Source organism: Nonomuraea cavernae, assembly GCF_014646355.1.
Classification (GTDB): Bacteria; Actinomycetota; Actinomycetes; order Streptosporangiales; family Streptosporangiaceae; genus Nonomuraea; species Nonomuraea cavernae.
In genome coordinates this window covers 24,507-48,849 of the sequence record NZ_BMNH01000025.1, presented here as the reverse complement: position 1 = coordinate 48,849, position 24,343 = coordinate 24,507, and the positions used below count along the sequence as shown (strand labels likewise).

Below are 24,343 nucleotides of genomic sequence, written 5' to 3'. Positions count from 1 at the left end.
GTCCGCTGTGACCTTCGTCCCACTCCGATCGGCGACGGCGCCGACCGTCACCTGCGGGACGCGAGACCGGCCGCGCCGATCCTCACCTGCGGGACGCGAGACCGGCCGCGCCGATCGTCGCCTCGGGGCGCGAGACCGGCCGCGCGGGTGTCAGCTCGTGGGGACGGCGAAGTGGCCGGCGAGGGTTTCGCCCCAGCGGCGGGCGCGGTCCAGCTCGCCGTCCGCCAGCGGGCCCCGGGAGTCGGTGACGAAGAAGCTCTGGGCGGGGGCGACGAGCCGCAGGCCGAGGCGGCGCAGCCGTTTGGCGGCGGCGCGGGCGGCCGAGCCCGGCAGGTGCGGCTTGGCGACGCGGGTGTCGAAGGCGGCGACGGGCGTGCCGCGCGCCACCCGCAGGGCGGCCAGCCATTCGCGGATGCCGGGCCCCTGCGACACCAGAGGTTCCCGGGCCTGCTCGGCGGCGGACCTGCGGGTGGACTCCCGGCTCATGCTGAAGGCGTGGGTGGGGCCGCCGACCACCAGCAGCGCCACCTCCTCCGGTGGTGACACCGGCGCGGCGGCGACCTCGACGACCTCGGTCCTCATCGCCCTGGCGAGTCCCTCCGCCACGGCCTGCGCGACCTGCCCGGTGTTGCCGTACATGGACTCGTAGACGATCAGCGCGTACATCTCGCACCTCTTCCCGTGTCGGGGTCAGCCGTCGCCCGGCAGGACGGGCTCAAGGTGGAACATCCCGGTGACGATCTCGCCCGGCCCCTCGTTCCGGAGGTCGGTGCGGCCGGCCACGGCGGACAGGACGTCGCGGGCCGTAACCAGCCCGACGAGGCCGCTGCGGGACACCACGGGCACGGCGTCGCAGCCGCTGTCGACCATGACGGCCGCGACGCGGGTGAGCGGGGTGTCGGGCCCCACGCGCGGCCGGGGCTCGCGTCCCAGCAGGGAGCCGACCTGGCGGTCGGACTGCTCCTGCGGCCCGCCGGACCAGGTGACGGCCACGTCCTCGCGGGTGAGGACGCCCACGACTTGCCTCCCCTCGACGACCGGCAGGTGGTGGACACCGGACCGGCGCATCAGCTCCCAGGCCATCAGCGGCGACTCGTCCGCCCTGATCGCCACCAGGACCCGGCTCATCACGTGCCGGGCGGTCAAAGTCTCGATCTTCATGAGGCCTCCTCTCGCGGCCGGACCACGGCGACCGGGCGGCTCACGTGGTGCAGCACGCCGTGGCTGACCGAGCCGAGCACCGCCGAGGCGAACCCGCCCAGGCCACGCGAGCCGACCACCACGAGGTCGGCGGTCGCGGCGGCCTTGATGAGCGCGGACACGGGGTGCTCGCAGAGCTGTTCGTCGGTGATCAGGACGTCGGGGTTCGCCTCCCGCCAGGGGATCAGCCGTTCGCGGGCCGCCTGGGCCTGCTGCTGGAAGGCCTCCTGCAGCAGGTCGCTGAAGGCGACGGCGTACGGCGAGTAGACCGGCAGCTGCCAGGCGTAGACGACGTGCAGTTGCGCGTCGCGGCTGCGGGTCTGCTCGATGGCGTACGCCATGGCCGCCACGGACGGCTCGGACCCGTCATAGCCGATGACGATCCGGCCGTGCGTCACCACGGCGGGTCCGCGCACGATCACGACCGGTCCCGCGGCGTGCCCGGCGACGGCCATGCCGATCGACCCGAGCACCATTCCGGTGAACCCGCCGTGTCCTCTGCTGCCGAGCACCACGCTGTCGGCGGTCGCGGACTCGGCGACGAGCGCGCCGGCCACTCCCCCGTGCAGCAACTCGGTGCTCAGCTCGACGTCCGGCGCCAGGTCGCCGGCGTGGGCGGCGGCCGTCTCCAGGGTGCGGGCGCAGTGCTCGGTCGCGCCGTCGGCGTGCCAGGGCTCGCACACGTGCACGATCCGCAGTCCCAGCGCCCGGTGCCGCGCGTCGGCGGCGGCCCACTCCACCGCCGCCGTCGCGGGCGCGGAGCCGTCCACCCCCACCACGATCCGTCCGGCCATCACGCTCTCCTCCACGATGGGCCCTTCCACCTCCACCTTTCCGAAATGGACGGCCGGAATCCGGAGGACGAAGTCCCCGATCCGGGTGCCGTTGGTCCCTATGGATTTGCGAATATTCGCAATTGCCTACATAGTTGAGCCATCAGCTCGCGGGAAGCCGGCCGGCCGACCGCGACGGGCTCTCACGGAAGGCGGAGACGGCGTGCCGGTCCCCCTGTACCAGGCGAAAGCCGAGTTCTTCCGGATGCTGGGGCACCCGGTCCGCATCCGCGTGCTGGAGCTCCTGCAGGACGGCCCGGTGCCGGTGCGCGACCTGCTGGCGGCGATCGACGTCGAGCCGCCCAACCTGTCGCAGCATCTGGCGGTGCTGCGGCGCTCGGGCATCGTCACGTCGGCCCGCGAGGGCTCCAGCGTGGTCTACCAGCTGGCCGGCGGCGACGTGGCCGACCTGATGCGCGCCGCGCGCCGGATCCTGACCGCCATGCTCACCGACCAGCACGACCTGCTCGAGGAGCTGCGCTCGTCGGACGTCGGCACCCCGTGAGCCGGTGGCTCCACCGGGCCTGGGGCTCGGCCGGCTCGCTGCTGCCCGCCCGGAGCGACCTGGCCGCGATGCGCCGCCACCCGCGCCGCGACCTGCTGGCCGGGCTCACGGTCGCGATCGTGGCGCTGCCGCTGGCGCTCGGTTTCGGCGTCTCCTCGGGGCTGGGCGCGGAGGCGGGGCTGGCCACCGCGGTCGTCGCGGGCGCCGTCGCCGCCGTGTTCGGCGGCTCCAACCTGCAGGTCTCCGGCCCCACCGGCGCCATGACCGTGGTGCTGGTGCCGATCGTCGCCCAGTACGGTCCCGGGGGCGTGCTGACGGTCGGCCTGATGGCCGGCGTCATCCTGCTGGCCCTGGCCGTGGCCCGGGTCGGGCGATACATGCGTTATGTCCCCGCGCCCGTGGTGGAGGGCTTCACCCTGGGCATCGCCTGCGTGATCGCCCTGCAGCAGGTCCCCTCCGCTCTGGGCGTTCCCCCACCCGAGGGCGACAAGGCGGTGGCCGTGGCCTGGCAGGCCGTGCTGGACTTCGCCGCGGCGCCCGACTGGACGGCGATCGCGCTGGCCGCCGGAGTGGCCGTGATCATGCTGGGCGGAGCCCGGCTGCGGCCGACCGTCCCGTTCTCCATCGTCGCCGTGGTCGCGGCGACCGTCGCGGCGCGGCTGCTCGACCTGGACGCGACCCCGATCGGCGCCCTGCCGGCGGGTCTGGCCGCCCCCTCGCTGGCCTTCCTGGACCTGTCCGCGATCGGCTCGCTGCTGGCGCCCGCCATCGCGGTGGCGGCGCTGGCCGCGCTGGAGTCGCTGCTGTCGGCGTCGGTGGCCGACGGCATGACCGTGGGCGAACGGCACGACCCCGACCGCGAGCTGTTCGGGCAGGGCCTGGCCAACATCGCCGCGCCGCTGTTCGGCGGCGTTCCGGCGACCGCGGCCATCGCCCGCACCGCCGTCAACGTCCGCAGCGGCGCCTCCTCCCGGCTGGCCTCGCTGACCCACGCCGCCGTGCTGGCCGCCATCGTCTACACCGCCGCGCCGCTGGTCTCGCACATCCCGCTGGCCGCGCTGGCGGGGGTCCTGCTGGCCACCGCGATCCGGATGGTCGAGGTCGGCTCGCTGCGCGCGATCGTCCGAGCCACCCGCTCAGACGCTCTCGTGCTGGTGCTGACCGCCGTGGCCACGGTGGTCCTCGACCTGGTCTACGCGGTCATCATCGGCCTCGTCATCGCCGGGGCGCTCGCGCTGCGGGCCGTGGCCCGTCAGGCCCGGCTGGACCAGGTCGACTTCAAGCCCGACCTGCCCGGCGAGCACGGCGACGAGGAGCACGCCCTGCTCGCCGAGCACATCGTCGCCTACCGGATCGACGGCCCGCTGTTCTTCGCCGCCGCCCACCGGTTCCTGCTGGAGCTGTCCGAGGTCGCCGACGTGCGCGTGGTCATCCTGCGGATGTCCCGGGTGACCACCGTGGACGCCACGGGGGCGCTCGTGCTCAAGGACGCCGTCGACCGGCTGCACCGGCGGGGCATCCTCGTGCTGGTCTCCGGCCTGCGGCCCGGCCAGGTGCCGGTGTTCGACTCGGTCGGCGCCCTGGACCAGGCAGGCGGCAGGCACCCCGGCACCCCGGAGGCCATCGAGCACGCCCGCGCGCACCTGCGGCGGGCCGGGGTGCTGCCGCCCGCGCCCGCAAGGGCCTGACCGCGCGGCGGGGTGCGGCGGGCGGGGCGGGGCTCAGGGCCGGTTGCTCGGCTCCCAGCCTCGCGCCGGGCGGCCCGGCCGGTCGTCGCGGGAGCGGTAGACGATGTACGGGCGCGTGAGGTAGCCGATCGGCGCGGTCAGCATGTGCACCAGCCGGGTGAACGGCCAGATCGCGAAGAGCAGGAGCGCGCTGAGCGCGTGGGCCTGGAAGAGCGGCGGCGCCCCGGCCATGAGCTCCGCCTTCGGCTGGAAGGCGAAGACCGACCGGAACCAGGGCGAGATGGTGGAACGGTAGTCGTAGCCGCCGCCGATGACGTTGGCGGCGACGGTCGCGGCCAGGCCCAGCACGATCACCAGGACCAGGACGGCGTACATGAGCTTGTCGTTGCGGGTGGTGGCGGTGAAGACGGGGCCCACGGTGCGGCGGCGGTAGACGAGAATGGCGAGGCCGGCCAGCGTGCACACGCCCGCGACGGTGCCGAGCACGACGGCCACCAGATGGTAGGCCTCCTCGGTGACGCCCACCGCCTCCGTCCAGGACTTCGGGATCACCAGGCCGCCGACGTGGCCGAGGATCACCACCAGGAGACCGAAGTGGAACAACGGGCTGCCGACGCGCAGCAGCCGCGACTCGTACATCTGGGAGGAGCGCGTCGTCCAGCCGAACTTGTCGTAGCGGTAGCGCCACACGTGGCCGAGCACGAACACGGTGAGGGCCACGTACGGGGCGGCCACCCACAGGAGCAGGTCCAGCGCGTTCATCGGGGGTCTCCGGGGATCGTGAAGGGTTGCAGGCCGACCTCTTCGACCGGCGGCCCCTCGGCCGCCAGCCGGGCCACGGCGGCGCGCTCGCGCGCGGTCGGCGGCGGCAGGGTGGCCAGGACGGCGGCGACCACGTCCTGGTAGGGCGAGCGTTCGTCCCGCAGGGCGGCCAGCAGCGTCTCCAGGCCCGCCCGGTGCTCGCGGAGCAGCCGCGTCGCCTGCTCGGTCGCGCCCCGGCCGGACAGCTCGCAGACGGCGGCCAGGTGGTCGGGCAGCTCACCGTCGGCGAGCTCGAACCCGGCCTCCCGGAAGGCGTGCTTGAACCGCAGCAGCGCCATCCCGCGCTTGCGGGTGTCGCCGTAGGCGTAATAGCTGAGGTACAGGCAGCAGCGGCGCTTGAGGTCGAACGTCGCCACGTAGTGCTCGGCCAGCTCGGCCACCGGGGTGACGGCCAGGTGGTCGAGGAAGGCGGTCAGGCGCCTGGCCGGCTCGCCCGCCGGCAGCCCGGCCACGGTCTCGGCCAGCAGCGGCACCGCCCCGGCCAGCCGCTCGTCGGGGTAGCCGAGCAGCACCGAGGCCGTCAGGTGCACCGCGCGGTCGCTCATGACTTCTCCTCGCGCTTGGGGAACAGGCCGTCGGGCATCCCCTTGCCGTCCCAGTTGAGCAGGTTGACGCGGCCGGAACGGTCGGCCGGATCGACCAGGGCGCCGCTCCCCTGGCGGTCCTTGAGCGCGTGGAAGTTCTCCACCGCCACCGGCGCGGGCACGCCGCTCGCCTCGCCGAACGGGCCGCCCATGCCGGGGCCGCCCTCGTAGTCGAGGCTGCACCCGGCGAACGACTCCTCCAGCTCCCCGGCCTGCTCGGCGTGTGCCTTGGGGATCACGTAACGCTCGGCGTAGGGGGCCAGGGCGAGCAGCCGGTGCATGCCCTCGACCTGCTCGCCGGTCAGGCCGGCCGACGCGGCGATGCTCTCGTCGGGGCTCTGGCCGAGGTTGAGGCGGCGCATGTAGGAGCGCATGGCGGCCAGGCGGCGCAACGAGGCCCGCACCGGCTCGGGGTCGCCGGCCGTGAACAGCTCGGCCAGGTACTCGACCGGGATGCGCAGGGAGTCGATCGCGCCGAACAGGTTGCCCGCGTCCTCGCCGTCGTGGCCGGTGCCGGCCAGCGCGTCGACCATCGGCGACAGGGGCGGGATGTACCAGACCATCGGCATCGTGCGGTATTCGGGATGCAGCGGGAGCGCGACGCCGTACTCGAAGATCAGTTTGTGGATGGGCGAGCGGCGCGCCGCGTCCAGCCAGTCCTCGGGGATGCCGGAGGCGCGCGCGCCCGCGATCACCTCGGGGTCGTCCGGGTCCAGCAGCACGCTCTTCTGCGCCTCGTACAGGTCCTTCTCGTCGGGCACCGAGGCCGCGTCCATGACGCGGTCGGCGTCGTACAGGATCAGGCCGATGTAGCGCAGCCGGCCCACGCACGTCTCGGAGCAGACGGTCGGGATGCCCACCTCGACCCGGGGATAGCAGAAGGTGCACTTCTCGGCCTTGCCGGTGCGGTGGTTGAAGTACACCTTCTTGTACGGGCAGCCGGTCACGCACATGCGCCAGCCCCGGCAGCGGTCCTGGTCGACCAGCACGATGCCGTCCTCGGCGCGCTTGTACATCGCGCCGGACGGGCAGGAGGCCACGCACGACGGGTTGAGGCAGTGCTCGCAGATGCGCGGCAGGTAGAACATGAACGCCTGCTCGAACTCCAGCTTCACCTGGTCCGACAGCTTGCGCAGCACCGGGTCGGCGGAGGCCAGCTGCGGGGAGCCGGCCAGGTTGTCGTCCCAGTTGGCACTCCAGGTGATCTTCGTCGGCAGGCCGCTGATGAGCGATCTGGGCCGGGCGACCGGCGTGTCCTCGGTGGCGGGGGCGGAGAAGAGCCGGTCGTAGTCGTAGGTCCACGGCTCGTAGTAGTCGCCGATGGACGGCATGAGCGGGTTGGCGAAGATGGTGAGGAGCTTGTGCAGCCGGCCTCCGGCGCGCAGCTTCAGCCGGCCGCGCCCGTTCAGCTCCCAGCCGCCCTTCCACTTCTTCTGGTCCTGGTAGGTGCGGGGGTAGCCCTGCCCGGGACGGGTCTCGACGTTGTTGAACCAGACGTACTCGGTGCCGGCCCGGTTGGTCCAGGCCTGCTTGCAGGTGACCGAGCAGGTGTGGCAGCCGATGCACTTGTCCAGGTTCATCACCATGGCCAGCTGGCCCATGACTCTCATCAGTAGTCGACCTCCTGGGAACGGCGCCGGATGACGGTGACCTCGTCGCGCTGGTTTCCCGTGGGCCCGAGGTAGTTGAAGGCGAACGACAGCTGGGCGTAGCCGCCGATCAGGTGGGTGGGTTTGACCAGCAGGCGGGTGAGCGAGTTGTGGATGCCGCCGCGCCGCCCGGACGCCTCGGTCTTGGGCACGTCCACCACGCGTTCCTGCGCGTGGTACATGTACACGGTGCCCTCGGGCATGCGGTGCGAGACGACGGCGCGGGCGACGACGACCCCGTTGCGGTTGACCGCCTCGATCCAGTCGTTGTCGTCGATGCCCGCCTTGGCCGCGTCCGCCGGGCTCATCCAGATGGTCGGCCCGCCGCGTGACAGGGTGAGCATGAGCAGGTTGTCCTGGTACTCCGAGTGGATGGACCACTTGGAGTGCGGGGTGAGGTAGCGCACCGTGATCCCGTCCACCCCCGACTCGCCGACGCCCGGCTCGCCGAACATCGCGGTCATGTTCAACGGCGGCCGGTAGACCGGCAGCGCCTCACCCGCCTCCTGCATCCAGTCGTGGTCGAGGTAGAAGTGCTGGCGGCCGGTGAGGGTGTGCCAGGGTTTGCGATGCTCGACGTTGGTGGTGAACGCCGAGTAGCGCCGCCCGCCCGTCTCGCTGCCCGACCACTCGGGCGAGGTGATCACCGGCACCGGCCGCGCCTGGGTGTCGGCGAACGTGATGCGCCGGTGCTCGTCGGCCAGGCCGTCGAAGGACGTCCCGGTACGGCGGCCCAGCGTGGCGAAGCCCTGGGCGGCCAGCCGGCCGTTCGTGGTGCCCGACAGGGCCAGGATGGCCTCGCACATCGCGATGTCGGTCGCCAGCGACGGCCGCCCGTCCGCCGTCGTGCCGTTGGTCCGGCCCAGCCGTTCGACCTCGGCGGCCAGGTCGAAGGTGAGGCCCTTGGTGGTGGCGCCGAGCCGTTCGGTCAGCGGCCCGAGCGAGGCCATCTTCGCCGCGACGGCGCCGTAGTCGCGTTCGACGGTGACGAGCTTGGGGAAGTCGACGCCGGGGGTCGGCCGCGTGCCCATGGTCCGCCAGTCGCGCACCCGCCCGTGCGGGGTGGCCAGCTCGTCGGGCGTGTCGTGCAGCAGCGGCACGGCCACGACGTCCGTGCGGGTGCCGAGGTGCGTCTCGGCCAGCGCGCTGAAGGCCGCGGCGATGGCGTGGAACGCGGCGAAGTCGGTGCGGGTCTGCCAGGGCGGGTCGATGGCCGGGGAGAAGGCGTGCACGAACGGGTGCATGTCGGTGGACGACAGGTCGTGCTTCTCGTACCAGGTGGCGGCGGGCAGCACGATGTCGGAGAACAGCGTGGTGGAGGTCATCCGGAAGTCCAGTGACAGCAGCAGGTCGAGCTTGCCCCTCGGCGCCTCCTCCGGCCAGGCGAGGCTCTCGGGCCGCTGCTCCGGCCCCGCCTCCTCGGCCCGCACCGACGAGTCGGTGCCCAGCAGGTGGCGCAGGAAGTACTCGTTGCCCTTGGCCGACGAGCCCAGCAGGTTGGCCCGCCACACGGTCAGCACGCGCGGCCAGTTGGCGGGCGCGTCGGGATCCTCGCAGGCCCAGCCGAGGCCGCCGGAGGCGACCTGCTCGGTGATGTACGGCCCGACCTCGCGCCCCGCGGCGGCGGCCTCGTCGGCCAGGTCGAGCGGGTTGCGGTCGAACGTGGGGTAGGACGGCATCCAGCCCATCCGCGCCGACTGCGACAGCAGGTCCGCGGTGGCCTTGCCGGCGAACGCGCCGCCGCCGAGCGGGGAGGAGACGACGTCGGCGGAGTAGGTGTCGTAGCGCCACTGGTCGGTGTGCAGGTACCAGTAGGCGGTGCCGATCATCTGCCGGGGCGGGCGCGACCAGTCGAGGCCGCCGGCCAGCTGCGCCCAGCCGGTGACCGGCCGGCACTTCTCCTGGCCGACGTAGTGGGCCCAGCCGCCGCCGTTGACGCCCTGGCAGCCGGTCAGCGTGGTCAGCGCCAGGAAGGAGCGGTAGATCGTGTCGGAGTGGAACCAGTGGTTGGTCCCCGCCCCCATGATGATCATGGAGCGGCCGTTGGACTCCTCGGCGTTGCGGGCCCACTCGCGCGCGACCCGGATCGCCTGGGCCGCCGGGACCGAGGTGACGCGCTCCTGCCAGGCCGGAGTGTACGGCTCGTCCGCGTCGTCGTAGCCGGCCGGCCACCTGCCGGGCAGGCCCTCGCGGGCCACGCCGTACTGGGCGAGCATCAGGTCGTACACGGTGGTGACCAGGTGGCCGCCGATCCGCCGGACCGGGACGCCGCGCTCCAGCACGCCGCCGTCGTCGCCGGTGTCGAAGCGGGGCAGCGCGACCGTGACGGCCTCGCCGCCGTAGACGGTCAGGGCCGGGTCGAGATCGCCCAGGTCGAGGTTCCAGCGGCCCTGCCCCTGCTCGGCGAAGCGGAAGCCGAGCGAGCCGTTGGGCACCGCCGCCTCGCCGGTCCGTGAGTCCAGCACGACCGTCTTGAACGCCTCCTCCTTGCCCTCCTGCCCCAGGTCGGCCGCGGTGAGGAACTTGTCCGGCAGGTACGAGCCGCCCTCGTGCTCGCGCAGCCGCACCAGGAACGGCAGGTCGGTGTGACGCTTGACGTAGTCGGTGAAGTAGGGCGTCGGGCGGTCGGTGAAGAACTCCTTGAGGATCACCTGGCCCATCGCCATGGCCAGCGCGCCGTCGGTGCCCGGACGCGGGGCCAGCCACTCGTCGGCGAACTTGGCCGCGTCGCTGTAGTCGGGCGAGAGCACCACGACCTTCTGACCCCGGTAGCGGGCCTCGGCCATGAAGTGCGCGTCGGGGGTGCGGGTGACCGGCACGTTCGAGCCCCACAGCATGAGGTAGGACGCGTCCCACCAGTCGGCCGACTCCGGGACGTCGGTCTGGTCGCCGAACACCTGCGGGGAGGCCACCGGCAGGTCGGCGTACCAGTCGTAGAACGACAGCATCGCCCCGCCGATCAGCGAGACGAAGCGGGAGCCGGCGGCGTGCGAGGCCATCGACATGGCCGGGATCGGCGAGAAGCCCGCCACCCGGTCGGGCCCGTACTCCTTGATGGTGTGCACGTGCGCCGCCGCGATGATCTCGGTCGCCTCGTCCCAGGTGATCCGGACCAGCCCGCCCTTGCCTCGGGCCGACTGGTAGCGCCGCCGCCTGACCGGGTCGGAGGTGATCTCCGCCCAGGCCGCGACCGGGTCACCCAGCCTGGCCTTGGCCTCCCGGTACATCTCCACCAGCACGCCGCGCGCGTAGGGGAAGCGCACCCGGGTGGGCGAGTAGGTGTACCAGGAGAAGGCGGCCCCTCGCGGGCAGCCGCGCGGCTCGTACTCCGGCCGGTCACCGCCCACGCTGGGATAGTCGGTCTGCTGCGCCTCCCAGGTGATCACGCCGTCCTTGACGTACACCTTCCAGGAGCAGGAGCCGGTGCAGTTGACGCCGTGGGTGGAGCGCACCACCTTGTCGTGGCTCCACCGGTCGCGGTAAAAAGCGTCGCCCTGCCGGCCGCCGATCTGGTGCAGGGTGCGCAGGTCGTCCGAGACCCGGCCGGGACGCAGGTGCCTGCCCAGTTGGAGCAGTGCGTCACTGACCGGTCCGTCCATACCCGACATGTGGGGTCCTTCTTTCTCGATCGGTGGTTCAGTCGCGTGCGCGCAGGACGAACCAGCAGTAAACGAAGGCGCCGAGCGCCATGGCCGCCAGCAGCATCAGGCCGATGGAGTAGGAGCCGGTGGCCTGGAAGATGAGCCCCATCACGATGGGCGGCAGGAACCCGCCCAGGCCGCCGGCGGCTCCCACCACGCCGGTGGCGCTGCCCACCATCGTGCCGGGCACGGACCGGCCCAGGATGGCGAAGACCGCGCCGTTGCCGAGGCCGAGCGCGGCGGCCATGGCCAGGAAGCCGACCGTGGCCAGGAGCATGCCCGGGGCGAACGAGACGACGATCGCGCAGCCGAAGACCGCGGCGAGCACCCAGCTCAGCACCAGCGGCCCGCCCACCCGGTCGGCCAGCCAGCCGCCGGCCGGGCGGGCCAGGGTGGCCAGCACCACGAATCCGGCGGTCCTTGCCGCCGCGTCGGCGACGGTCAGGTCGTAGACGGCGCCCAGATACAACGGCAGATAGACGCCGAACGCGACGAAACCGCCGAAGGTCAGCGCGTACATCGCGGCCAGTTCGCGGGTGACGCGCAGCCGGGCGGCGGCGGTGAACCTGGTCAGGAACGGCTCCGTGGCCGCCTGCGTGCCGGGGGCGTTGCGGCCCATCGTGAGGAAGGCCAGCCCGACGGCCACCAGGGCCACCGCGACCGCGAAGAAGGGGGCGGGCCGGCCGAACTCGGTGGCCAGCCACGGGGTGGCGAACCCGGAGACGGCCGTGCCGATGTTGCCCATCCCGAAGATGCCCAGCGCCAGGCCGCGCCGCTCCGGCGGGAACCAGCCGTTGACGTACGGCACGCCGATGGCGAAGGTCGCGCCGGTGATGCCCAGCAGCAGGCCGCCGGCCAGCAGCGCCGGGTAGCTCTCGGCGAAGGCCAGGAAGAGCACGGGCAGCACGCCGATCAGGCTGCAGACGCCGAACACCAGCCGTCCGCCGTACCTGTCGGTCAGCGCGCCGAGCACCATCCGGCCGAGCGAGCCGACGATCACCGGGACCGCGACCAGGAGGGAGACGGCGAACGCGCTCAACCCCAGCAGTTCCTTGTAGACCGGGCCCAGGGGGCTCAGCAGCGCCCAGGCCCAGAAGTTCACCGCGAAAGCCGCGGTCGCCAGGGCGAGTGCCGTGGTCCGGCCACGGGTCTGCTCGCGGGTCAGGGGAACGGCAGCCATCGTCAGGTCCTATCCCTTCGTGCCGTACGTGGGGCCCTGCCAGCTTTGTGGGGATCAGGGTGATCCTTTAAGGGTCTTTGGTCCCCTCTTTCTGGGTCCTAAACCGTTCCCTCGGAGCCCTGAACCGCCGGGTGCCCGAAGATCGGGCTCAGGTGGCGGGCAGAGCGGTCGCCAGCAGGACGATCCCCACGGACCCCACCAGGGAGATCACGGCCAGTGCCCGGGCGACGCCAGGCCGCCGCCCCGTGGCCCACCCGTGCAGCGCGGCGGCGGCCATGACCACGCAGAACAGCAGCAGCTTGGCGGCGAGGGTCCGGCCGTAGCCGGGCTCGGCCAGCGACGCCCAGGTGACGCCCTTGTGGACGGCGATGGCGACACCGGTGGCGAGTTGCACCGGCAGGAACACCGCGCCGGTGAACATGCCGAACCGCCTGCCGACCGCCCGCAGCACGTCCGCGCGCCGGTCGGTGTCGAGCATCCGGCGGGCCAGCGGCAGCACCACGAGCGACACCGTGAGCTGCCCGCCGACCCACAGGGCCGCCGACAGCACATGCAGGAACCTGACGACCGACCACCACGTCATGGCGCGCTCACCTTGAAGATCCCGGAGGCGCCCGTCTCCGCTCTGCGCATGTGGTGGTCCACGAACGGATAGTGCCCGGCCTCGGGGAACACCAGCTCGGCGAAGCCGCCCTGCGCGGGCGCCAGGTCCAGCACCTGGGCGCCGCCCGGGTCGTCCTCGCGCAGCAGGTAGGCGCCCTCCTTGTAGACGGTGTCGAACGGGGCGCCCACCACGTGGAACGCGGTGCCCGTGCCCGGCCCGGCGGTCACCACCCAGATCCGGGCCCGCTCACCGGCCTCGGCGGTGAGCGGGGCGTGCCTGTAGCCCGCCACGGCGCCGTTGAACATCCAGCCGTCCGGGCGGCCCTCGGTGACCGCGGCGGCCCTGGCGTCCGGCGTGCCGAGGTAGAGCTCGCCCTGGACGAGCACGTACTCGCGGTCCACGGGCGGCAGGCCCGGCGGATCGATGATCACCGCGCCGTACATGCCGTTGGCGATGTGCTGGCTCATCGGCATCGTCGAGCAGTGGTAGAGCCACGCTCCGGCGTGGGCGGCGCGGAAGCGGTAGGTGAGCCGCTCCCCCGGGTCGATCGTGCGCATCGGCTCGTCGGGAGCGAGGGCGCCCGCGTGGAAGTCGACGCCGTGCCCCATCGCCCCGTCGTTGACGAACGTCACCACGAACAGGTCGCCCACCCGGCCGCGCAGGACCGGGCCGGGGAGCGTGCCGTTGAACGTCCACATCCGCTGCCGGACCCCGGGGGCCACGTCCAGGTCGGTCTCCTGCACCCGGATCTCGACGTGGTGCTCGGCCCCGGAGGGCGCGGGTGCCAGGGCGGCCTCGAACGGCTTCCAGCCGGACGGCATCGGCGCGGCCGGATCCAGCCGCGCGCCCGGGGTATGCGCGTGGTCGCCGCCGGGCGGCGAGGACTGTGCGGAATGCGCGGCCGCCGCCGCGGTCGTGGGCACGATCCGCATGGTCATGCCCGCGGCCCGGTGCCCGGCGAGCGTGCACCAGCCGTCCACCGGCCCGGCGAGCGGGGCCAGCTTGAGCACCGCGCTCTCGCCGGGCGCCAGCTCCGGGGTGCGCTCTCCGGTGGACAGCCTCAGGTCGTGCCGCTGGGCGTCGGCGTTGACGACCTTCAGCGTCAGCACGGTGCCCGGCTCGGCCTCGATCACCCCGGGTTGCACGCGCATGCCCCTGAGCGTGACCTCCACCGTCTGCTCGGCGCCGGGCGCGACCCGCGTGCGGGCCGGGCCGCCCGCGCCGGACATCGCGCCCACCACGGCCAGCGCGGTCAGCAGGCATCCGATCAGCACGCCGACGTGGGCGGGCGACACCCGCGACCGGCGGCCGTCGCTCGGCGGGCCCGCGTCCGCTCCGCTCGCGGCCGGCCCCGTACCGACCGCCGCGGCCCTGGCGGGCCCGGTACCGACCGCTCCGCTCGCGGCCGGCCCCGTACCGGCGGGTCCGGTCCCGGCGGGTCCCGTACCGGCCGACACGGTTCTGGCGAGCGCGGTCACGGCCAGGACGACGAAGGCCGCCGCCGGGGCGAGGACGAGCGCCCAGCCGAGCAGGCGGAGCGGTCCGGGCACCGGCAGCGCCAGCAGCGGGACGCCGAGGTTGGTCGCCGCCAGCCGGTACGCCCAGCCGCGCTCGACCAGGGCGGCGTTGCGCTTGAACCGGGGCGGCCCGCCGCCGAGCACCGCCGGCAGCAGGTGCGTGAGCGAGCCGACCAGCACCTGGCCGGCGAACCCGGCGAGGATCAGCGGCAGCAACGGCTCCAGCCCGGCCGCCACCCGCTCGACGGGACGCGTGGCGACCACGACCACCTCGGCCACGAGCGCGACCTCGAACCAGACCACGCCGGCCGCCAGCGTCCAGGACGCCGCCGTGTGCGGACGGCGCCGCCGCAGGGTCTCGACCGGCGGGGCCAGCGCCACGGCCACGGCCACGGCGTACGTCACGAGCCCGGCGACGGCGACCCAGCGCAGGCCGGGAAGGAGTCCGGCCACCGTCACCGCGAGCCCCGCCACCGACAGCCACAGCGCGGCGCGCGACCAGCGCCGGGTCAACTCGGAGATCCGCGTGCGCAGCACCGTCGGCCACAGCGTGAACAACGTGCCGAGCACGGTCAGCCCCACCCAGCCGAGCAGGTTCGCCTGGGCGTGCGCGGCCTGCGCCCGCTCGTGCAGGGCTCCGCCACCGGGCTGCGCCGCGAGCAGGCCGCCCAGCACGCCGCCCGCCACCAGCGCGCCAGCCGCGGCGAGGTACCAGCCGACGACATGACCGAACCGGCCGGGCAGTGCCCGCCTGACCATTCCGGCGAGCACGACCGCGTGCCAGGTCACGGCGGCCACGACCAGGGCGGCCCCGGCCGCCGCCACCGGCCACGGCCCCACGGCCACGCCGTACAGCACGGCCACGGTCCCGGCGTTGAGGGCGCCGAGCCGGGCGACGCCGCCCCGCGGTGGCTCCGGGGTCCGGGCGCGGAGCAGCACCGTGGCGAAGTGCTCGCTCCAGATGAGGATGGCGGTGCTGATCGCGCCGAGCAGGAAGACGTGGACCACCAGCCAGCGGGGCGCGGGCAGTTCGCCCTGGGCGAGCGCGGCCACGATGGTCAAGGCCAGCCAGGCGAGCACGACGGCGTTCGCCCGGACGTGCCACGAGGCACGGGAACGCGCGGGCGGGACGGGCGGCCGGTTCTCCGGTCTGGCTCCGATCTTCACCTCGACGGGTGGCATCCAGCGCCTCTCTTCCGGCCCGGCGAATCTCGTCCGGCCTGGCTGGTCCGGCGGGCATGTGACAGCCCGCTCATGGACGGAACGGCCACGACAGGCTAGGCCCCGCCTCCCGCCCCGCGCAGGGGCGCAAAGTCCGTGATCGGTGGGACCAAAGTCCTCGGTCGCCGCGGCTCGGGCCCGCCCGCCCCGAGGCGAAGGTACCCGTGCGGTGGGACCTTCGCCCCTACCCTGCCCCGGCCGGCAGCGGACAGCGTGGGAAGGAGGAGAACCACGAGGAGGCCACGATGAAGGCACTCATCTATCACGGACCGGGGCGACGCTCCTGGGAAGAGGTTCCCGAGCCGCGGCTCACCGCGCCGACGGACGCGGTCGTTCGCGTGGACGCGGTCACCATCTGCGGCACCGACCTGCACATCCTCAAGGGCGACGTGCCGGCCGTGACACCGGGCCGGATCCTCGGCCACGAGGCGGTCGGCACCGTGACGGCGACCGGCGACGCCGTCACCACCGTCAAGGAGGGCGACCGGGTGCTGGTCTCGTGCGTCTCGGCGTGCGGGCGCTGCCGCTACTGCCGCGAGAGCATGTACGGGCAGTGCCTGGGCGGCGGCGGCTGGATCCTGGGGCACCTGATCGACGGCACCCAGGCCGAGTACGTACGCGTGCCGTTCGCCGACACCTCGACCTACCTGCTGCCCGAAGGGGTGGAGGACGAGGCCGCGCTGATGCTGGCCGACATCCTGCCGACCGCCTACGAGGTCGGCGTGCTCAACGGCCGGGTGCGGCCCGGCGACACGGTGGTCGTCGTGGGCGCCGGCCCCATCGGCCTGGCCGCGATCGCCACCGCGCAGCTGTTCACACCGAGCCACATCGTGGCCGTCGACCTCGCGCAGTCCCGGCTGGAGGCCGCCAAGCAGTTCGGCGCGGACGTGGTCGTCGGCGCCGGTGACGACGCGTCCGCGGCGGTGGCCGAGCTGACCGGCGGGCTGGGCGCCGACGTCGCCATCGAGGCGGTCGGCGTGCCCGAGACCTTCGAGCAGTGCACCCGGCTGATCCGGGCCGGTGGCCACGTGGCCAACGTCGGCGTGCACGGCGAGTCGGTGCCCCTGCGTCTGCAGGATCTGTGGATCCGCAACGTCACGATCACCACCGGCCTGGTCGACACCTACTCCACGCCGGCGCTGCTCGACATGATCACCGCCAGGCGGCTGGACCCGGGGAAGTTCGTCACGCACCGCTTCCCCCTGGACGAGATGTCCGCCGCCTATGACACCTTCTCCGCCCCGGAGGCGACGGGCGCGCTCAAGGTCGTCCTGACCCGCTGACCGCGCGTCAGGAAGGGAGCTCCGGGGCCGGGGGCGCCTCTGGAGCTGGGGGCGCCTCTGGAACCGGAGGCGCCGCCGGAGCCGAGGGCGGCACCGGGGGCGACGGAGCCCGCACATCCGCCGATCCGGCCGCCCCCACCGCCACGATGAGCACCGTGGCGGCGAGAATCGCCCTGCTGATCTTTCCGGTTGCCATGGTGATTCTCCTTCTCTGCCGACAGGTCGTCGTGGCAGCCAGACAAGCCGGGAGCCGGTTACGGGGCGGGAACGGCGGTGGTTACCCCGCTGTTACCGGGCGCGGGGCATTCTGGGGGATCGTGAGAGTGCTGGTGGTCGAGGACCACGAGGAGCTGGCCCAGACCGTGGCCATGGGGCTGCGCCGCGAGGGCATGGCCGTGGACGTGGCGCTGGACGGTGAGGCCGCGCTCGATCGCACGGCGGTCAACGACTACGACGTCGTCGTCCTCGACCGCGACCTGCCGGGCCTGCACGGTGACGACGTGTGCGGGGCGCTGACCAGGGCGGGCTACCCGGCGCGGGTGCTCATGCTCACCGCCGCCGCGACCATCGACGACAAGGTGACCGGGCTGGGCCTGGGCGCCGACGACTACTTGCCCAAGCCGTTCGCGTTCGCCGAGCTGGTCGCCCGGATCCGGGCGCTGGCCAGGCGCTCACGGCCGGCCCTGCCTCCGGTGCTGGTCCACGGCGACCTGCGGCTCGACCCGGCCACCCGGATCGCCACCCGCGACGGGCAGCGGCTGCCGTTGAGCCCCAAGGAGTTCGCCGTGCTGGAGTTGCTGCTGTCCGCCCGGGGGGCCGTGGTCTCCGCCGAACAGCTCCTGGAACGGGGCTGGGACGAGTTCGCCGACCCGTTCACGCAGACCGTGAAGGTGACGGTCAGCCGGTTACGCCGCAAACTCGGCGACCCGCCGCTGATCGAGACGGTCCCCCAGGCCGGATACCGGATCTGATGCCCGCCCCGGTCAAGGAGTCTCCATGAGGTGGACGGTCCGGCTGCGGCTGACCCTGCTCTACAGCGGGCTGTTCCTGGTCGCCGGGGCGCTGCTGGTCGCCCTCATCTATCTCCTCGTCGAGCACTCCCCCTTCCCCGGCCCGCCGACCGCCCCCGACCCGCCCGACCTGCCCGACCCGCTCAGCCCGCCCAGCCCGCTCAGCCCGCTCAGCCCGCTCAGCCCGCCCGACGGGCTCGAACCTCCGGTCACGACGCCGGGGATCGAGGCGGAGCAGGCCGCGAGCCTGCGCCGGCTGCTGGTCAACTCCCTGATCGCACTGGTGGTCATGGCCTTCGCATCGATGCTCCTGGGCTGGCTGATGGCCGGGCGGGTGCTGCGGCCGCTGGGCGACATGACCGCCACCGTACGGCGCATCACGGCCGACCGGCTCGACCGGCGGCTGGCCGCGCCGGGGCCGGACGACGAGCTGAAGGAGCTGGCCGACACCTTCGACGAGCTGCTGGACCGGCTGGAGGCCGCGTTCACGGCGCAGCGGCGGTTCGTCGCCAACGCCTCCCACGAGCTGCGCACGCCGCTGACGTTGCAGCGGGCCATGGCCGAGGTCGCGCTCGGCGATCCGGAGGCCGACGCCGGAGCACTGCGGGCCGTCCTGGAACGGCTGCTGGCCGCCGGGCGGCACCAGGAACGGCTGATCGAGGCGCTGCTCACCCTGGCCCGGAGCCAGCAGGGCCTCCAGCACCGGGAGCCCCTGGACCTGGCACTGATCACAGCGCAGGCCCTCGATCAACGGGAGCCCCCGCCCGAGGACGGGAACGAGGACCCGAACGAGGACCCGAACAGAGACCAGGACGACTACCCGGATGAAGCCCAGAGCAGAGCCGGGAGCGGAGACCGGGACGAAGCCCACGACGACCACCCGGACCCACGGCTGCGCCGGAGCGTCGGCGGCCCCGGCGGGCGGCGGGTGCGGGTCGAGCGCGCACTCGGCCCCGCCCCCGCCTCGGGAGATCGCGCCCTGCTGGAGCGGCTGGTCTCGAACCTGCTGGACAACGCCGTGCGGCACAACGTGCCCGGCGGCTGGATCTCGGTGTCGACCGCCGTGCGGTCCGGCCGTCCCACTCTCAGGGTCGCCAACAGCGGCCCGGTGATCCCGCCCGACAGGGCCGGCACGCTCCTGCAGCCCTTCCAGCGCCTGGAAACGCGCCGCAGGGCCGACGGCGACGGTCTGGGGCTGGGCCTGTCGATCGTGGCCGCCATCGTCCAGGCCCACGACGGCGCTCTGAACGTCCGTCCGCTCCCGGAGGGCGGCCTTGAGGTGACCGTCACCCTGTGACCCGGGGGGTCAGCCGCGGCGGCGGGCTCGGTAGGCGCTGGCCTTGGCGCGGTTCTGGCACGACAGCCCGCAGAACCTGCGCGAGGCGTTGCGGGTGACGTCGAAGAACACCAGGTCACAGCCGTCCGCCTGGCAGGACCGGAGCCGCGTCCCCTGCCCCACCCCGATCACCATGGCCAGGGCCGTGCCGGCGTCGGCCGCCCAGGCGTCGACCAGGCCGGCCTCCGGCCGGTGGAAGCCCAGCTTGGGCGGATCGCCGTACAGGGTGGGGACCGCGCCGTGCCGTACCAGCGACTCGTTCAGGCCGGTGACCGGCGGCGGCCCGTCGGCGAACAGCGGCCGGAGCTCGGCCGCCACCTCGGCCAGCCGGTCGGCGTCGTCGGCGGTCACCGGCCCGGCGGGTGGGGGGAGGGCGGCGAGCAGGTGGCTGAGCCGGTCGGCGCCGTCCGCGGGCGGAGATACGGGACGGCCGTGGGCACGGTCCACGGCCAGTGTGTTCACCAGCAGCACGGCGAACTCCACCCACCGCCCGACATAACTGTCTATTTGGGATTGACCAGTGATGCGCCATGGGTCTATCGTCACCGTCATACCTTATCTAGGCAGTGAGGATCTCGACGACATGTCCACCTATCGCAAGCTTGCCCGTCACCTGTGGCACCACCTTGAGCCCATCCACGCCGCGCTGTACTTCTCGCCCCAGGGGTTCGAGGAGGCCGCGGCGCTCGGCTACGACGTGGAGTCACGCTGGCCGAGCTACTTCGCCTACCGCACCGCCCCGCTGGGCGCGGTGGGCTCGCGCCTGGCCACCGCCACCTACTACAGCTTCGCGCCCGGAATGATCGCCGAGCACATTCCGGCGATCTGGGACACCGCCTCCCCCGAGCAGGTGCTGGCGGCCCGGTCGCGGGCGGTCGACCGGACCTATCGTGACCTGCTCGGGGAGAAGGTGGCGGCCCCCGAGGTGAGCGAGGCGGCCGAGCTCGCCAAGCGCGCCGCGGAGAGCGTAACCGTGGCGCACCGGCCGTTCGCCGCCGCCAACCTCGACCTGCCCTGGCCCGACGAGCCGCACCTGGCGCTCTGGCAGGCCGCCACCGTGCTGCGCGAGCACCGCGGCGACGGGCACCTGACGGCGCTGCTGGCCGCGGGGCTCGACCCGTGCGAGTCTCTGGTGTCGTTCGCCGCCGTCGGCGCCGCTCCGGTGGCGAGCTTCGCCGGACGCGAGTGGAGCGAGCAGGAGTGGGCGGCCGCCCGGGACCGGCTGGCCTCGCGCGGCCTGGTCGGCGCCGACGGCCAGGCCACACAGGCGGGCCGCGAGCTGCGCGACCAGGTGGAGCGGATGACCGACGAGCTGGCCGCCGAGCCGTGGCGGAAGCTCGGCGAGGAGCGCGCGGAGCTGCTGGCGCGGCTCGTCCTGCCGTTCATGGGCGCGGTCTTCGAGGCGGGCCTGCTGCCGATGACCAGCACCCTCGGCATCGCCACCGTCAAGGCCCCCGACTGACAGGCGCCCGCCGGAAGGGAGGCGACGGCACCGCCACGGTCAGGCCTCGGCGAACACGGTCAGTCGAAGCCGGGAGCGGGCTCCCACAGGCTCAGCTCGGTGCCCTGGTCGTCGACGCAGGCACAGCTGCGTCCCGACTTGCTGTCCATCACCTCCCCGGTCGTGCCGCCCAGCTCGCGCACCTGCTTGACGGCGGCGTCGATGTCGTCGACGCGGTAGTAGAGGTTGGGCTGCGACGACGGCCCGGTCGAGGTGAGGCCCATCGGCACGGCGGTGTTGGTGACGTGCAGGGAGCTCTTGTGCTCGCGCCTGAACTCCCAGCCGAACAGCGCGCCGTAAAAGGCGGCCGCCCGGTCGAGGTCCTGGACGGACAGCGTGTAGTAACCCAGCTGGACAACCATCGGCGAACCTCCGCAATAATCAGCGCTATCGTTAACGAGTCAGAGTATAACGAAAGCGGTTAAAGATTAACGCCAACATGAACGATGTGGACGCGACACTGGCCGCGCTCGCCGACCCCACCCGGCGCAAGGTGATCGACCTGCTGCGCGACGGGCCCCGGCCGGCCGGCGAGCTGGCCCAGGCCGTCCAGATGAGCCCGCCCGCGCTGAGCAGGCACCTCCGGGTGCTGAGGGCCGGCGGGCTGGTCCAGGCCGAGGCGGGCGGCGAGGACGCCCGCCTGCGGCTCTACACCCTGCGCCCCGAGCCGTTCACCGCCCTTCAGGCCTGGCTCGACCAGGTGCAGGCGTTCTGGGCCGAGCAGCTCGGCTCGTTCAAGAACCACGTGGAGCGCGGCCGGTGAGCTCCTCCGTGCGGGCCGGCGTCACGGTGCCGGTCGACCCCGCCACCGCGTTCCGGATCTTCACCGATGAGATCGACAGCTGGTACGTGCGCGGACCGCACAGCTGGGTCGACCCCGCCCGCGCGTCCGGCATCCGGTTCCAGGACGGCTACCTGCGCGAGCTGTGGTCCGACGGCGGTCACGTCGACACCGGCCGGATCCTCATCTGGGACCCGCCGCGTCGCCTCGTCTGGGCCGACCTGCTCAACCCGACCGGCCGGATGGAGATCGAGGTGGCCTTCTCGCCCGTCGACGACGGCACCGAGGTGCTGCTGGAGCACCGCGGCCTCGACACGCTGCCGCCCGGCGTGGCCGGGCGGATCAGGCGCGGCTACTCGTGGAACATCGCGCTCGGATGGTACGCCCGCCAGTGGTCCTGAGCCTCGCTCAGCCCCGCCCGTACTTCTTGTGCACGGCCTGCTTGCTCACTCCGATGGCGTGGGCGATCTGCGCCCAGGGCAGCCCCGCCACCCGGGCCCGGCGCACCTGCACCGCCTCCATCCGCTCCAGCTCGCGGCGCAGCGCCGTGGTGGCCTCCAGAGCCCGCAGCGGATCGTCGTCCTGAGCCTGCCGCATGAGGGTCGCCAGGTCGTTCGTCATGGGTCAAAGGTAGTCCAGCAGCAGGGCGGCGATCTCCCTCGGACGTTCGAGAGCCGGCAGGTGCCCGGCCCAGCCGAGCTCCAGCAGCTCGGCCCGCGGCAGTCCGGCGGCGACGTGGCGGGCGCTGCGCTGGAAGTACGGCAGGTCGTGCGCGCCGCCGACGACCAGCGCGGGCGCCTCGACGGCGGCCAGGGTGTAGTCGGGCGCGAACTGCGACGGCTCCGGGTCGGCGGCCAGCTGCATCGCGAACGCGTGGGCCTGCATGGCCACCAGCCGCTCCCGGGTGGCCGCGTCGGCCTCGGGCCCGAGCCAGGTGCGGGCGTTGAGCTCGGCGGCGGCGGCCACGTCACCCGCCTCCAGCAGCCGGTTCTCCTCCGCCCCGAACTCCTTCAGGTCGGGCGTCGCCGGCAGGTCCGAACCGGGGTTGAGCAGCACCAGCCGGTCGGCCAGACTCGACAGCCGCAGCGCGACCCGGCACCCGTAGGAGGAGCCGACCAGCGCCGCCCGGCGCACGCCCAGCAGGCGGAGCACCTCCCGCACGTCGCCCGCGTCACTGTACGGCTCCGCCGCCTCGTACGGGGTGCGGCCGAAGCCCCGGTAGTCGGCCCGGATGACCCGGAACCGCCCGGCCAGCGCCTCCCACTGGCCGTCCCACATGCCGGCGTCGGCCGCGCTCGACGCCAGCAGCACCACCGGATCGCCCGAGCCTGCCTCTTCGTACCAGATCGTCATCGGGACTCCACCGCCAGCCGGACGCCCAGGCCGATGAGGACGACGCCGGAGATCCGCTCCAGCCGTCTCCGCACCCGTGGCCTCGCTAGGAACGCCTTGGCCGCGCCGGCCGCCCAGACGAGCAGGCCGTACCAGAGCGTGTCGACCAGCACCCAGACGACGGCGAGCACGACCAGCGTCAGCGGAATGTTCTGCCCAGGCGGCACGAACTGCGGCAGGAAGGACATCGCGAACACCGCGGCTTTCGGGTTGGCCAGGCAGGTGCCGAGCCCGGTGAGGTAGGAGCGGCGCCACCCGTCGACGCCCGCGTCCGCCGGCTCGATCCGGGGCGCGCTCTGGCGGGACTGCCAGAGCGACTGCGCGCCCATCACCACCAGGACGACCGCGCCGGCGATCCGCATCACGTCGTAGGCCAGCTGCGAGGCCAGCACCATCGCGGACAGACCGAAGGCGGCCGCCAGTGCCCACGCCAGGATGCCGGTCTCGTTGCCGAGCGTGGCCGCCATGCCGGATCCCCTGCCCGCCCGGACGGTCTGGCGCAGGATGACCGCGGTGCTCACGCCCGGGGCCATGGCCACCAGGACACAGGCACCGATGAACGCTATGAGGTACATGACCGGCATGGTGGCAGAAGTCTGCCGCGATCACCCGTACATTTTCCCGAGCTCGGCGACCGTCTCCGCCATCGCCTCGCGCAGCTCGGGCGGCCCGAGCACCTCCACGCCGGCCCCCATGCGCAGCAGCAGCCAGCGGGCGTGGGTGACCGACTCGATCGGCACGGTCAGCGTGCGCCACCCCTCGGCGTCGGCCTCGCCGGCGGCGGCCAGAGCCGCGGCCACCACGTCGTTGCCCATGGTGTAGGCGAGCAGGCCGTCGCGGCCGGGGGCCAGCCTGATGACGGCCTCGGCGGTGTACATGCGCTCGCGGAACTCCTGGGAGTAGGAGCGCCAGAACCGGGCCAGGTCGAAATCCTCGGGCCGGTCGAAGCGGCCGGGCAGCGTCTCGAGCGTCAGGACGCGCGAGACCCGGTAGGTGCGCGGGTTCTGTCCCACGGGCGTGGCGACCAGATACCACGAGCCGCCCTTGAGGACCAGGCCGTAGGGGTGGACCACCCGCTCGACCACCTTGCCGCCCCAGCGGCGGTAGGTCATCCGGAGCGGCCGCCGCTCCCACACCGCCTCGGAGACCTCGCCGAGGCGCGGCACGTCGTCGGCCTCGCGATACCAGCCCGGCACGTCCAGCAGGAACCGCTCGCGCAGCCGGGAGACGTGGGAGCGCGGCTCGGGCGGCAACGCGGCCAGCAGCTTCAGCTCGGCGTTGGCCGCCACCTCGGCCAGCCCCAGCTCGGCGGCCGGGCCGGGCAGCGCGGCCAGGAACAGCGAGGACGCCTCCTCGGCCGTCAGCCCGTTGAGCCGGGTGCGGTAGCCGTCGAGCAGCCGGTAGCCGCCGGCCGGACCGCGGTCGGCGTAGACGGGCACCCCGGCCGCCGACAGCGCCTCCACGTCGCGGTAGACGGTGCGGACCGACACCTCCAGCTCCTCGGCCAGGTCGGGTGCCGTCATGCGACCGCGCGTCTGCAGGAGCAGCAGGAGCGAGAGCAGGCGGCTGGCGCGCATGCCGCCATTGTAGGGATCC

The 24,343-nt window shown here is 73.3% G+C and carries 24 protein-coding genes; 8 read left to right on the top strand and 16 right to left on the bottom strand.

What is annotated here, in order from left to right; genetic code table 11:
* Positions 1–150: 150 nt before the first annotated feature.
* The 3 genes from IEY82_RS29835 to IEY82_RS29825 are packed head-to-tail and all read right to left on the bottom strand — an operon-like array spanning position 151 to position 2,024.
* Positions 151–666: a flavodoxin family protein gene (locus tag IEY82_RS29835; RefSeq protein ID WP_189127583.1), complete on the bottom strand. Its 516-nt coding sequence runs from the start codon at positions 664–666 to the stop codon at positions 151–153.
* Positions 667–690: 24 nt separating this feature from the next.
* Entirely contained in the window at positions 691–1,161 is a 471-nt protein-coding gene (locus IEY82_RS29830) for a CBS domain-containing protein (protein WP_189127582.1), read from the bottom strand.
* Positions 1,158–2,024, bottom strand: coding sequence for a universal stress protein (locus tag IEY82_RS29825; protein ID WP_308016000.1), 867 nt, complete (start codon positions 2,022–2,024; stop codon positions 1,158–1,160). Before IEY82_RS29825 ends, IEY82_RS29830 begins: the two co-directional genes overlap by 4 nt.
* Positions 2,025–2,196: 172 nt before the next feature.
* On the opposite strand from IEY82_RS29825, the gene IEY82_RS29820 reads away from it, so the two are divergent.
* Complete coding sequence (locus tag IEY82_RS29820) at positions 2,197–2,538, top strand: ArsR/SmtB family transcription factor (protein WP_189127581.1); 342 nt, start codon at positions 2,197–2,199, stop codon at positions 2,536–2,538.
* A gap of 68 nt (positions 2,539–2,606) precedes the next feature.
* Entirely contained in the window at positions 2,607–4,226 is a 1,620-nt protein-coding gene (locus IEY82_RS29815; RefSeq protein ID WP_189127641.1) for a SulP family inorganic anion transporter, read from the top strand.
* 33 nt (positions 4,227–4,259) lie between these two features.
* Here the strand turns inward: IEY82_RS29815 and narI are convergent, their stop codons facing one another.
* The 7 genes from narI to IEY82_RS29780 form a co-directional block, all read right to left on the bottom strand.
* A complete protein-coding gene (gene narI / locus IEY82_RS29810) occupies positions 4,260–4,988 on the bottom strand; it encodes a respiratory nitrate reductase subunit gamma (RefSeq protein WP_189127580.1) in 729 nt (242 codons plus the stop codon).
* Entirely contained in the window at positions 4,985–5,593 is a 609-nt protein-coding gene (gene narJ, locus IEY82_RS29805) for a nitrate reductase molybdenum cofactor assembly chaperone (protein ID WP_189127579.1), read from the bottom strand. The genes narI and narJ overlap by 4 nt, the downstream gene beginning before the upstream one ends.
* Entirely contained in the window at positions 5,590–7,242 is a 1,653-nt protein-coding gene (gene narH, locus IEY82_RS29800) for a nitrate reductase subunit beta (protein ID WP_189127578.1), read from the bottom strand. The genes narJ and narH overlap by 4 nt, the downstream gene beginning before the upstream one ends.
* Entirely contained in the window at positions 7,242–10,889 is a 3,648-nt protein-coding gene (locus IEY82_RS29795) for a nitrate reductase subunit alpha (RefSeq protein ID WP_189127577.1), read from the bottom strand. The genes narH and IEY82_RS29795 overlap by 1 nt, the downstream gene beginning before the upstream one ends.
* 28 nt (positions 10,890–10,917) lie before the next feature.
* A complete protein-coding gene (locus IEY82_RS29790) occupies positions 10,918–12,102 on the bottom strand; it encodes an MFS transporter (protein WP_189127576.1) in 1,185 nt (394 codons plus the stop codon).
* Between the two features lie 148 nt (positions 12,103–12,250).
* Positions 12,251–12,685 carry a hypothetical protein gene (locus tag IEY82_RS29785; RefSeq protein ID WP_189127575.1) on the bottom strand — a complete coding sequence of 145 codons (435 nt, stop codon included), beginning with the start codon at positions 12,683–12,685 and terminating at the stop codon, positions 12,251–12,253.
* Entirely contained in the window at positions 12,682–15,405 is a 2,724-nt protein-coding gene (locus IEY82_RS29780) for a multicopper oxidase domain-containing protein (protein ID WP_189127574.1), read from the bottom strand. Before IEY82_RS29780 ends, IEY82_RS29785 begins: the two co-directional genes overlap by 4 nt.
* A 284-nt stretch (positions 15,406–15,689) precedes the next feature.
* Here IEY82_RS29780 and IEY82_RS29775 point away from each other — a divergent pair, with 284 nt between their 5' ends.
* From IEY82_RS29775 to IEY82_RS29765, 3 genes are all read left to right on the top strand, one after another.
* Positions 15,690–16,727 (top strand): zinc-dependent alcohol dehydrogenase family protein, encoded by a 1,038-nt coding sequence (locus IEY82_RS29775; protein WP_189127573.1) that lies wholly within the window; start codon positions 15,690–15,692, stop codon positions 16,725–16,727.
* 317 nt (positions 16,728–17,044) lie between these two features.
* Positions 17,045–17,698: a response regulator transcription factor gene (locus tag IEY82_RS29770; protein ID WP_189127572.1), complete on the top strand. Its 654-nt coding sequence runs from the start codon at positions 17,045–17,047 to the stop codon at positions 17,696–17,698.
* A gap of 25 nt (positions 17,699–17,723) precedes the next feature.
* Positions 17,724–19,034 (top strand): sensor histidine kinase, encoded by a 1,311-nt coding sequence (locus IEY82_RS29765; RefSeq protein WP_189127571.1) that lies wholly within the window; start codon positions 17,724–17,726, stop codon positions 19,032–19,034.
* A gap of 9 nt (positions 19,035–19,043) precedes the next feature.
* Here the strand turns inward: IEY82_RS29765 and IEY82_RS29760 are convergent, their stop codons facing one another.
* Positions 19,044–19,544 (bottom strand): CGNR zinc finger domain-containing protein, encoded by a 501-nt coding sequence (locus tag IEY82_RS29760; protein WP_225263669.1) that lies wholly within the window; start codon positions 19,542–19,544, stop codon positions 19,044–19,046.
* A gap of 112 nt (positions 19,545–19,656) precedes the next feature.
* Between IEY82_RS29760 and IEY82_RS29755 the strand changes: the two genes are divergently transcribed.
* Entirely contained in the window at positions 19,657–20,535 is an 879-nt protein-coding gene (locus IEY82_RS29755; RefSeq protein ID WP_189127570.1) for an SCO6745 family protein, read from the top strand.
* A gap of 59 nt (positions 20,536–20,594) precedes the next feature.
* On the opposite strand, the gene IEY82_RS29750 is transcribed toward IEY82_RS29755, so the two are convergent.
* On the bottom strand, positions 20,595–20,936 hold the full coding sequence (locus IEY82_RS29750; protein WP_189127569.1) for a VOC family protein: 342 nt from the start codon (positions 20,934–20,936) through the stop codon (positions 20,595–20,597).
* Between the two features lie 77 nt (positions 20,937–21,013).
* Between IEY82_RS29750 and IEY82_RS29745 the strand changes: the two genes are divergently transcribed.
* Both IEY82_RS29745 and IEY82_RS29740 read left to right on the top strand, forming a co-directional pair.
* A complete protein-coding gene (locus IEY82_RS29745; protein WP_189127568.1) occupies positions 21,014–21,337 on the top strand; it encodes an ArsR/SmtB family transcription factor in 324 nt (107 codons plus the stop codon).
* A complete protein-coding gene (locus IEY82_RS29740) occupies positions 21,334–21,756 on the top strand; it encodes an SRPBCC domain-containing protein (protein ID WP_189127567.1) in 423 nt (140 codons plus the stop codon). The genes IEY82_RS29745 and IEY82_RS29740 overlap by 4 nt, the downstream gene beginning before the upstream one ends.
* 7 nt (positions 21,757–21,763) lie before the next feature.
* On the opposite strand, the gene IEY82_RS29735 is transcribed toward IEY82_RS29740, so the two are convergent.
* From IEY82_RS29735 to IEY82_RS29720, 4 genes are read right to left on the bottom strand one after another with little or no spacing between them, the layout of a single operon-like run.
* The gene (locus IEY82_RS29735) at positions 21,764–21,976 is read right to left on the bottom strand and encodes a hypothetical protein (RefSeq protein ID WP_189127566.1); all 213 of its coding nucleotides are present in this window, start codon (positions 21,974–21,976) and stop codon (positions 21,764–21,766) included.
* A gap of 3 nt (positions 21,977–21,979) precedes the next feature.
* Positions 21,980–22,708: an alpha/beta fold hydrolase gene (locus IEY82_RS29730; protein ID WP_189127565.1), complete on the bottom strand. Its 729-nt coding sequence runs from the start codon at positions 22,706–22,708 to the stop codon at positions 21,980–21,982.
* Positions 22,705–23,322 carry a LysE family translocator gene (locus IEY82_RS29725; RefSeq protein ID WP_225263667.1) on the bottom strand — a complete coding sequence of 206 codons (618 nt, stop codon included), beginning with the start codon at positions 23,320–23,322 and terminating at the stop codon, positions 22,705–22,707. The genes IEY82_RS29730 and IEY82_RS29725 overlap by 4 nt, the downstream gene beginning before the upstream one ends.
* 30 nt (positions 23,323–23,352) lie before the next feature.
* Positions 23,353–24,324, bottom strand: a complete 972-nt coding sequence (locus IEY82_RS29720; protein WP_189127563.1) for a helix-turn-helix transcriptional regulator — start codon at positions 24,322–24,324, stop codon at positions 23,353–23,355.
* Positions 24,325–24,343: the final 19 nt, after the last annotated feature.

What these genes read in the sequence shown, in the direction of transcription:
- IEY82_RS29765 (WP_189127571.1), top strand. Translation starts at nt 17,724, where the DNA reads ATGAGGTGGACGGTCCGGCTGCGGCTGACCCTGCTCTACAGCGGGCTG.
- narJ (WP_189127579.1), bottom strand. Translation starts at nt 5,593, where the DNA reads ATGAGCGACCGCGCGGTGCACCTGACGGCCTCGGTGCTGCTCGGCTAC.
- IEY82_RS29755 (WP_189127570.1), top strand. Translation starts at nt 19,657, where the DNA reads ATGTCCACCTATCGCAAGCTTGCCCGTCACCTGTGGCACCACCTTGAG.
- IEY82_RS29830 (WP_189127582.1), bottom strand. Translation starts at nt 1,161, where the DNA reads ATGAAGATCGAGACTTTGACCGCCCGGCACGTGATGAGCCGGGTCCTG.
- narI (WP_189127580.1), bottom strand. Translation starts at nt 4,988, where the DNA reads ATGAACGCGCTGGACCTGCTCCTGTGGGTGGCCGCCCCGTACGTGGCC.
- IEY82_RS29750 (WP_189127569.1), bottom strand. Translation starts at nt 20,936, where the DNA reads ATGGTTGTCCAGCTGGGTTACTACACGCTGTCCGTCCAGGACCTCGAC.
- narH (WP_189127578.1), bottom strand. Translation starts at nt 7,242, where the DNA reads ATGAGAGTCATGGGCCAGCTGGCCATGGTGATGAACCTGGACAAGTGC.
- IEY82_RS29720 (WP_189127563.1), bottom strand. Translation starts at nt 24,324, where the DNA reads ATGCGCGCCAGCCGCCTGCTCTCGCTCCTGCTGCTCCTGCAGACGCGC.
- IEY82_RS29730 (WP_189127565.1), bottom strand. Translation starts at nt 22,708, where the DNA reads ATGACGATCTGGTACGAAGAGGCAGGCTCGGGCGATCCGGTGGTGCTG.
- IEY82_RS29775 (WP_189127573.1), top strand. Translation starts at nt 15,690, where the DNA reads ATGAAGGCACTCATCTATCACGGACCGGGGCGACGCTCCTGGGAAGAG.
- IEY82_RS29795 (WP_189127577.1), bottom strand. Translation starts at nt 10,889, where the DNA reads ATGTCGGGTATGGACGGACCGGTCAGTGACGCACTGCTCCAACTGGGC.
- IEY82_RS29790 (WP_189127576.1), bottom strand. Translation starts at nt 12,102, where the DNA reads ATGGCTGCCGTTCCCCTGACCCGCGAGCAGACCCGTGGCCGGACCACG.
- IEY82_RS29785 (WP_189127575.1), bottom strand. Translation starts at nt 12,685, where the DNA reads ATGACGTGGTGGTCGGTCGTCAGGTTCCTGCATGTGCTGTCGGCGGCC.
- IEY82_RS29745 (WP_189127568.1), top strand. Translation starts at nt 21,014, where the DNA reads ATGAACGATGTGGACGCGACACTGGCCGCGCTCGCCGACCCCACCCGG.
- IEY82_RS29725 (WP_225263667.1), bottom strand. Translation starts at nt 23,322, where the DNA reads ATGTACCTCATAGCGTTCATCGGTGCCTGTGTCCTGGTGGCCATGGCC.
- IEY82_RS29780 (WP_189127574.1), bottom strand. Translation starts at nt 15,405, where the DNA reads ATGCCACCCGTCGAGGTGAAGATCGGAGCCAGACCGGAGAACCGGCCG.
- IEY82_RS29735 (WP_189127566.1), bottom strand. Translation starts at nt 21,976, where the DNA reads ATGACGAACGACCTGGCGACCCTCATGCGGCAGGCTCAGGACGACGAT.
- IEY82_RS29835 (WP_189127583.1), bottom strand. Translation starts at nt 666, where the DNA reads ATGTACGCGCTGATCGTCTACGAGTCCATGTACGGCAACACCGGGCAG.
- IEY82_RS29815 (WP_189127641.1), top strand. Translation starts at nt 2,607, where the DNA reads ATGCGCCGCCACCCGCGCCGCGACCTGCTGGCCGGGCTCACGGTCGCG.